Origin of the sequence: Vannielia sp. (assembly GCF_029212645.1) — a bacterium.
Taxonomy (GTDB): Bacteria; Pseudomonadota; Alphaproteobacteria; order Rhodobacterales; family Rhodobacteraceae; genus Vannielia.
Window position 1 is genome coordinate 1 of sequence record NZ_JARGND010000066.1, and the last position, 8715, is coordinate 8715.

Consider the following 8715-nt stretch of genomic DNA (forward strand, 5'->3'; position numbering starts at 1 on the left):
CTCCGGCGAGGCGCAGGCATAGCGGTGTGCCCCAAGCGGCGTGACGCTTTGCGAAAACCGCTCGATCTGCCCGCCGCCCTCAGGCAGGAACCAGACGGCGGCAACCTCGGCGCGGGACGTGGGCCCAAGGCGGATCGGCTGGAGATTGGTGGCCGGGGTGAAGGCCAGGTCGATATCGGTGCAATCAGAGAGCATTGGGGCACCATCGTTAAGCCGCCATCCCTCGGGAATTTTGACCAGTTTCCACGCCACTTCGGCACCGCCAGCAACGCCGGTGATATCGGCCCCGGTGGCCCACCAGTCGGCATTGCAGCGCACCACATAACTTAGCACAAAGCCAATCCGCACTTCGAAAAACCGGGCGTGGCCGCAAAGCATCCAGCCGCTCGGCTCAGCGATCAGGCGGCAGCAATCTTCGCCCAGCGTATCAAGCCGCCGCCAGTTGGCTTCTGCGACAGGCATGGCTTTCAATTTACTGCGTCGCAGCCACCGTCACCCGGCCCGTATCGGTGCGGGCGCGGAAGGCGGGGCGATACATGTCTTCGACCGAGGCCGCCGGGTGATGGTAACTGCCCGGCGAGATGGAGCGAACGATATAGGCCAATTTGAACGGCTTGTCAGAGCGCCAGTCCACCGCGCCAAGGAAGCGTTCCTGGCGAAATTCGGCGTGACGGGCGTTGATGGTTTTCAGCCAGTCAACCTCTCCAGCTCGGCCCGATTGGATCAAGTGCGGATTGTCGATTTCAAAGCCCGCAGGCAGCGGATCATCTACCATCAGCCGGGCTTCGCGCTTGCCAAAGGGCGTGACCGTGAGCACCACGACCATGCGCTCGCCGGGCGGCACGGCAGAAAGATCAACTACCCCGCCCTCCATAGTGAAATACTGCCGCTCGATTTTGTAGCCATTGCCACCGGCTGGATCAGGCTCGGTGGGCACACCAAAAGTGGTGAGCGTGAGCGTGGTGGGTTGGCCACTGTCATTGCGGATATCCACCAGCTGCGCGTTTGTGACATCAGCGTAAACTTCAACCAGAGGGCCATCAATTGCCTCGCCGTTCATGGTGAAACCATCGCGCGGCGCGGCCTCGATCAGGGCGTGGGCGGCCATCAGCGTCCAAACCTGCTCTTGAGTGGAGCGGTATGTGCCTGTTTTGCCGGTGATACGCACGGCAAGCGCCTCACGGTCCACCACCTGGGTGCCCGCCTCCGAGGCCAGTGCCAGCAGGGCGGCGGCATCGCGCAATTGGGTGCCATAGTCATCCCGCCAGACCTGCGCGGCGCTATCATCCGCCTGCGTTGTCATCATGGCGACGGCGCGGCCAAACATGGCATCGGCGCGCTGTGGATCGCCATAAAGCGCCAGTGCGGCACCAAGCTGGGCGGCCGCGAGCGGGGTGGCAAAATCGCCGCCCTTCACATCGGCATAATAACGCAGATCCCCCATCGAGGCCGCGCCTTCCCGCGCCAGCACCATAAGCGCGTAGGCCAGAGCCTCGCCGCCGTTGTTGCTGTTACGATCAAAGTCGGCGGCGTAGTTCACCCGGTTGCGAAGGTTGTCGACGGCACTACGGAAGGCAGGGGCGGGAACCTCAAAACCCTGGGTGCGGGCGCGGGAGAGGAAATCGGTCACATAGGCATCAAGCCAGAAATCCCCGTCCACAGCCCGCCACATGCCAAAACCCCCGGACGACGCCTGACGCGCCAGAACGCGGGTGATTGCCCCCTCAACGCGCTCAAGGATATTGCCACGCTCCTCAAGGCTCATCGCGCGGGCAACCTCATCAAAGTAAAGCAGCGGCAGCGCGCGCGAGGTGGTCTGCTCGGTGCAGCCATAGGGGTAACGATCAAGCGAGGCGAGCAAGCCCGGCACATCAAACCGCCCAAGTGGGCCAAGCGCCACGGTCGCGTGGCCTGTGCCAGCCTCCAGCCCGGTGAAGACATCGCGCGACAGCGTGAAGCTTTGCCCCGAAGCCAGATCAAACCGCGAGGTGCGGGCGACTTCGGGATCATTGCGCTCAATCGGCAGGTTCAGCTCCTTTACCAGCGCCTCACCGGCGGGCGTGGTAAGCGTGACAGTCACCATCGCCTGCCCCGGATCGCCTACGGTAAGCGGGGTGTTGATGCGGATGGTGTTGCCCTCGGTCAGCTCAACAGTGGTTTCAGCCGCGCCCTCAAGCGTGAGGCCGCTCGCTGAAAGCGCCAGCCTGACGGGGCCGGTGGGGCCAGTGGCGTGGGTGATTTCCAGCAGCATCCGCCCGGTATCCCCCGGTGCCATGAAGCGCGGCACGGTGGCCTGCACCACAACAGGATCACGCACCAGCACGTCTTGTGAGGCTTCGCCAACGCCGGTTTCTGACCAGGCAACCGCCATCAGCTTCACGGTGCCGTTGAAACTGGGCATGTCAAACGAAGTGCGCACCATGCCATCCGCGCCCACGGTGAGCGGGCCAGAGAAATAGGCAACCAGTTCTTCGGTGGGGGGCGGCGATTGCATTTGCGCGCTTTGCGCCGCGTCACCGCCCGAGCGGACTTCGCCCTTGGCACCATTCAGCCCGTCAATCAGGCGGCCATAGATATCGCGCATTCCCATGCCAAGGCGCCGTTGGCCAAAGTAGTGGTCTGAGGCATCGGGCGGGGTGAAGCCGGTGAGGTTGAGGATGCCCTGATCCACGGCAGCGATGGTGACATAAGCCTGCTCACCCGCCTTGATGCCATCCACCTTCAGTGCCACATCAAGCGGGCCCCGGGGGCGGATTTCGGCGCGCACATCAAAGGTTGCCGTGAGCTTCTTTTCGCCGGGGTCAACGCTGGCGTGGGCAAGGCCAAGCGCCCGCGCAGGGCCGCGCTTTTCAGCCGTGTCCATCGGGCGGATCAAGGTGGCGGTGACATAGGCGCCTGCCCCCCAATCATCCGTCACCGGCAACTCGACCAGGGTTTCGCCGCCTTCGCTCACATCCACGGTTTTCATATCAATTAAGCGGTTGGCGACCACGGTGACAAGCGCCTTGCCGGAATAGCGCGGCACGATCCGCAATTGCGCGGTATCGCCCGAACGATAACTTTGAGCGTTGAGAGACACATCCAGCGTATCAGGTGTGGAGGACACATCAACCGGCGCATACCAGCCTGCGTAAAACTCATAAGACGCCTCGATGGGGGTACCATCGAGCCGCTCCACGCGCAGCTCGTAGCTGCCCCATTCCACAGCCGCAGCCACCTTCAGCGGATCTCCCCCAAGGGTGCCTTCGCCGGTGGCAATGCGGGTGCGGGTGGTGATCGGCTCCCAATTCCAACGGCCGTTTTGCGAATACCACTGGTAGCGGCGATTGATGCGGTTCAGCGACCACTTCACCTGCATCCCGGTTGGCTGAAGCCCGGCATCCAGCCCGATCACAGTGAACTCAGCCTCGGTGCCCTCGGGCACAACGCCGTCTTGAGTGGGGCGAATGCCGATCATCGGTTTGCCGGGGCCGATCACCCTGGAGGTGCGGCGCTCAACCGGGCGGCCCGACCCTTCGGACACGCGCACGGTGAGGCGGGCTTCCAGCGGGCCGGTGAATCCTTCAAGCTCGGGCATTTCCAACGGCAGCGTGGCAAGGCCAGCGGCATCGGTGGTCGCGCCGCCAAGGTAGGAGGTGCGCGGCGAGGGCCGCGTCGCGGCATCGCCAAAGCGGTAGCCGGGGAAGCCTGCGAGGGTGTCAGTGGCGGTGATGCGCAACTCGCCTTCAACCGGCAGGTCCGCCCCCGGTGCGCCAAACAGATAGCGCACCTCCACACGGGCGGGTGGGGCACTTTCTGCCGTCAGGTCGCCCTCGGGGATTTCGGCGGTGAAGTCGATCCGCTCTGGCAGGAAGTCTTCCACCAGCACGGTTTTTCTGGCGAGCGCCGGGGCCTTGGGATCAGCGTGCAGCGCCACCGTCCAGGCACCACGCGGCGCAACCGGGTTGGTGGGCATCGAAAACACATGTCCCCCCGCTTCGCCGCCCTGACTGAAGTGGCGAGCGTATTCCACCCCGTCGGGGCGGGTGAGAATAGCGGTGAGCGGCAGGCCCTCGACCGCCGTGGCGGTGGCGTCACGCACCAGCGCGGTGGCGTAAATCGTTTCGCCCGCGCGATAAGCACCACGGTCGGTTGTGAGAAAACTGTCAACCGCGCCCGCCGGGGCACGCCCCTCAACCCCGCGATCCGACAGATCAAACGACGGATCAGTGAGCGACAGGAAGGCCATATCCGCTTCGCCCTGCTTCACCAGCACCATGGCCGGAGCCGCGCCGCCCTGGCCCAGCGTCAGGCCGGGTGCAAACATCGCGTAGCCCTCGGCATCGGTGGTGGCGGTGCCAAGCACCCGGTTGGAGCGCGACAGGAGCGACACCTCAAGCCCCTCCATCGGGGTGGCATCGGTGAGTTGACGGGTGAAAATGTGCAGCCCATCCGCGCCAGACATCGAGGCCAGCCCGATATTTGAAATCACAAACCACTGGGTGGCTGCCGGGTTCTCGTAAGGATCAGCGCCGCGGATAGCGGCCTTCAGTGCATAAACCCCGGCAGGCAGCGAGGCGATAGCCTCACCCATAGGGAGCCGCGTGGTGACATCTTCGTTGAGGCGGCGCTCCATATGCCCGGTGCCAGACCAGACATTTTCGGCAATGTCCCCCTCAAAATAGTCTTCCTCCCACTCGTTGAGCGGGCGGCCAAAGTAGCTATCCTGGATGACGCGCAGCAAGTTGCGATCCGAAACGCGGTGCAGCGTGAGATCAACCTCTTCGGTGTTGACCGTCACCACCGGAATGGCAGCATCGGGGGTTTTGGGCAGCACATAGGCACGACCCGGAAAGCGCACCTGCGGATCACGGTCTCGAACGTAAAAGTTGAGCGCCACATCCTTGGCGAGGCTCTCGCCGGACGCGGCAGGCAGACCGGCGCGGATCGTCACGCGGTAACGCTCGCCATGCGACAACCCTTCAATGCAAAGCTGGTTTCCTGAGGGTTCAACCGTGAACGAGGTGCCGGGAAGCTGCACATAGGGCGCATAGTCAAGACCCGTCGCCTCAATCTTCTCGGAGAAGGTCGCGCAAACGCGGGGCGTGGCGGGATTGGGATCAACCTGATGGCCGGTAATACGGAAGCCGTATTTGCCCAACGCCTTATCCAAAGCGGCCGCAGTTTGCGGATCGGGGGTGATCGACTGCGAAAGGCGCAGCGTGGGGATCATATCGCGGCCCCGGTTGTTGGCCTCAAGGGCGCGCGACAGGGTTTCCAGCGCACGGGTTTGCGCACCAGGACTATCGGCGCGCAGGTAGGCATTGAGCGCGGCACTCTGGGCGCGGCGCTTGTATTCACGGGTTTTAGATGAGTTCTCGCCTTTGGCCGAAAGCGCATATTCGGCGTAATCGTTCCAAAGGTCTGCGCGGTCTGTCAGCACCACGGCGGGGCCGACCCAAACCATCGCATCTTTCAGCTTGCCCGTGCTATAGGCCTCATCCGCCCCGGCCAGCAGCCGATCAAGCGACCAACCGGAGGGCGAGTGCACGCGCACCATCCCTTCGGCAAAGCCATAAGCGGTGCGCAGAGTGCTGGACCCAAGGAAGCCCAGCTCCTCGGCGCGGTTACGGGCAAGGGCAATCCGGCCTGCCGGTTCGGTCACCACGGTCGCTGATAGCGCTCCGTCGTAGGGTTCACGCCGCTCGACCGCCCGTTTGGGAAAACAGGCATTGGAACGGCTGTTGAAGGTAAACGCCGTGCAGGCGTCATCGGCCATGCAGGCGGCGCGGCAGGCATCATATGAGGTATCAAACATCGCCCGTAGGTCAGCACCATAAAAGTCGACATCCTTCTCGGGAATCAACCGCCGCTCAGGGATCGGCGCAGGGCTGGGTTGCTGAGCCGCAACCGGCGCCGGAACGACGATGAGCAAGGCCAGAAGGCCGATAAGGGGTGCGAGAGCTGAACGCAGCATGTAAATACCTCGGATCGAAATGTGATGAATCCTGAGGCGATTTTGGCATGGCCGCTTGCCGCCTGTCCAGCGCCGCGATCTTCGCGTGAGAAAGACGTGAAAGCATGGGGCGGGCGTTAACGGTCTTTCAATGGCTGGAAGGCAAAAAGGGGAGGCAGGCACTCTTTAAGCACGTTTCGGGCTTGCGGTGGGTCTAAAGCGGGTTGCGCGATGTCACTGACGGACAAACTGGCAAGAGAGCGGCGCGGCAGGCTGGCTGCCGAGCGGATGCTGGAGCTGAAAAGCCGCGAGTTGATCGCCGCCAATCGCAAACTCTCGAACCATGCGCTCAAGCTCTCCGATCAGATCATCGAGCAGCGCGAGGTGGTGGCCACCACACGTGCGCAGGCCGAGGCGTTGAAAACAGAAGCGCAGGCTATGAAATCCGTTGCCGCGGAGACCCAGGCCGATTTGCAGCGCGCCGAGCAAGCGGTGGATATTGCCGAGCGGCGGCTTTGGGATTCCGTTGAAACCATCACCGATGGGTTTGCCGTGTTTGATGCCGAGGATCGGCTGGTGGCGGCCAATAGCGCGTGGATGTCGTTGTTTGAGGGGCTGGAAGATATGCGCCGCGGCATCACCTACATGGATATGCTGCGCCTGTTGATGGAGGAAGGCCTGGTTGATCCGGGCGATGTCACATCGGGCGATTGGATCATCAGCATGCTTGATCGCTGGGACCAACCGCAAATCCCTGATGCCACGATCCGCCTCTATGATGGGCGCTATCTGCGGCTCCATGTTCGGCGCGCCCGCGATGGCGATATGGTGTGCCTTTGTCTGGATATCACCCGCGATATGCGCCGCGAAGGTGATCTCGCCGCCGCTCGTGATGAAGCGCAGGCCGCAACACGCGCCAAATCGAACTTTCTCGCCAAGATGTCGCATGAGTTGCGCACCCCAATGAATGGCGTTGTTGGCATGGCCGAATTGCTGCTCGATACCGAGGTCAATGAGGAACAGGCGCTATTCATCCAGACCATCCGTAACTCTGGCGAGGCGCTGCTGGAAATCATCAACGATGTGCTCGATTTTTCTCGCTCCGAGGCGGACCGGATGGAGCTTTATCCCGAAGCCTTTGATCTAGAAGCAATGTTGGTTGAGGTGGTGATGTTGTCGCTCCCCTCGTCACGTGAGAAAGGGTTGCACCTGCTGCTGGACTACGGGCTTGAAATCCCGGCGCTTTTCGTGGCGGATCCAAAGCGGTTGCGGCAAGTGGTCGTCAACCTGCTGGGCAATGCGATCAAATTCACCGAAACAGGCCATGTGAAGATCGCCGTGACCGCCGTACCCGCGCCCAATGACAACGGCCAATGGGGACTTGAAATCGCGGTTGAGGATAGCGGAATTGGCATCCCCGAGAAGATGCAAGCGCATATTTTTGGCCAGTTCAATCAGGTTGAAGATGCCGCCAGCCGCAAGTTTGAAGGCACCGGGCTTGGCCTTGCGATCACCCGTCAATTGGTTGAGCTGATGGGTGGTGAGATCACGCTTGTTTCGGCTCCCGGAAAAGGCACCACCTTCACGCTGCACCTGTCGTTAGAGGCGGCAGGAGGCGAGATTGAGCCGCAGAGCTGGCCTAAGGGAGAGGAGCCGCTGGTGCTGTTCGCCACTCCTTCTGCCGATGCCGCCGCCTTGGTAAAACGGCGGATGGCTGCGAAATCAGTCATCTGCGAACATCTGCCCACCGCCGAGGCGCTGACCGCCCGCCTCCAAAGTGGCGCGCAGCCTGATCTTGTCGTGATAACGGCAAGCATTGGCACCGAAGCGGGGTTGGAGTTGACCAAGCAGCTTGCCGAGGTTTGGCCCGAAACACGCCGGGTGCTCATTGCGCTGCACGGCGATCCGGTCCCCGGCGGGGGTAAGGCCTTTGACAAGGTGGTGCAATACCCCTGCGCCCGCGCCGAAGAGCGGAAGATTTATGAAGGGCTGGCACACCCGCCCCTGCGGCTGAAAGCCACCGCCCCCCCTGCCTCACGGATGATGCAGGTTTTGGCGGCAGAGGATAATCGCACCAATCGTCTGGTGTTTGAAAAAATGCTGAAGCGGTTGAGCCTGAACCTTAGCTTCGCCGAAAATGGCCGCGACGCGGTGGAGAAATATGCGCTGCTGCGGCCTGATCTGGTGTTCATGGATATTTCAATGCCGCAAATGGATGGCAAGGATGCCACCCGCGCCATTCGCCAGCTTGAGGCAGAGTTTGGCTGGCCCCGCGTACCTGTGGTGGCGATGACAGCGCATGCCTTGGCTGGCGATGCCGAGGACATCCTTGCCGCAGGGCTTGACCATTACCTGAAAAAACCCCTGAAACGAGGCTTGATCGAAGAGCAGGTCGCGCTGCACACCCCGGCAGACTGCGATCCATTCCTAGAGCCCGAAAGCCCCGATGCCCGCGCGGCCGGTTAAGCCGCAGCGCTGGCCGGGCGGATAAAGGCCGGGCGCTCGGGCGTGGAGATATCAGGCTGGTAAACGTAACCGCCCGTATCAAACGCGGTGAGCGCGGCCGGGTCGGTGAGGCGATGCTGGATGATATAGCGGGCCATGGCACCGCGCGCCCTTTTGGCTAAAAAGCTGACGATCTTGGGGCCGCCGGGCTTTTCTTCCAGGAAAACCGGGGTCACCACCCGCAGGCCCAGCGCATTTGGATCGACAGCGCCAAAATACTCTTGGCTGGCACAGTTGACTAGAACATCGCTGCCCACGGCCTCGGCCTGCGCGTT

The 8715-nt window shown here is 62.4% G+C and carries 4 protein-coding genes; 1 reads left to right on the forward strand and 3 read right to left on the reverse strand.

Going from position 1 to position 8715, the window contains the following annotated elements; all coding sequences use genetic code 11:
* Positions 1 to 462, reverse strand: a 462-nt coding sequence (locus tag P1U55_RS14670) for a putative glycolipid-binding domain-containing protein (protein ID WP_301048377.1), incomplete at its 3' end; no start/stop codon positions are given.
* Between the two features lie 10 nt (positions 463 to 472).
* Positions 473 to 5956 carry an alpha-2-macroglobulin family protein gene (locus P1U55_RS14675; RefSeq protein ID WP_301048378.1) on the reverse strand — a complete coding sequence of 1828 codons (5484 nt, stop codon included), beginning with the start codon at positions 5954 to 5956 and terminating at the stop codon, positions 473 to 475.
* Positions 5957 to 6166: 210 nt separating this feature from the next.
* Here P1U55_RS14675 and P1U55_RS14680 point away from each other — a divergent pair, with 210 nt between their 5' ends.
* On the forward strand, positions 6167 to 8401 hold the full coding sequence (locus tag P1U55_RS14680) for an ATP-binding protein (protein WP_301048379.1): 2235 nt from the start codon (positions 6167 to 6169) through the stop codon (positions 8399 to 8401).
* Here the strand turns inward: P1U55_RS14680 and yaaA are convergent.
* The coding region (gene yaaA, locus P1U55_RS14685) for a peroxide stress protein YaaA (protein WP_301048380.1) at positions 8398 to 8715 on the reverse strand (318 nt) is incomplete at its 5' end. The two genes, P1U55_RS14680 and yaaA, sit on opposite strands and share 4 nt — an antisense overlap.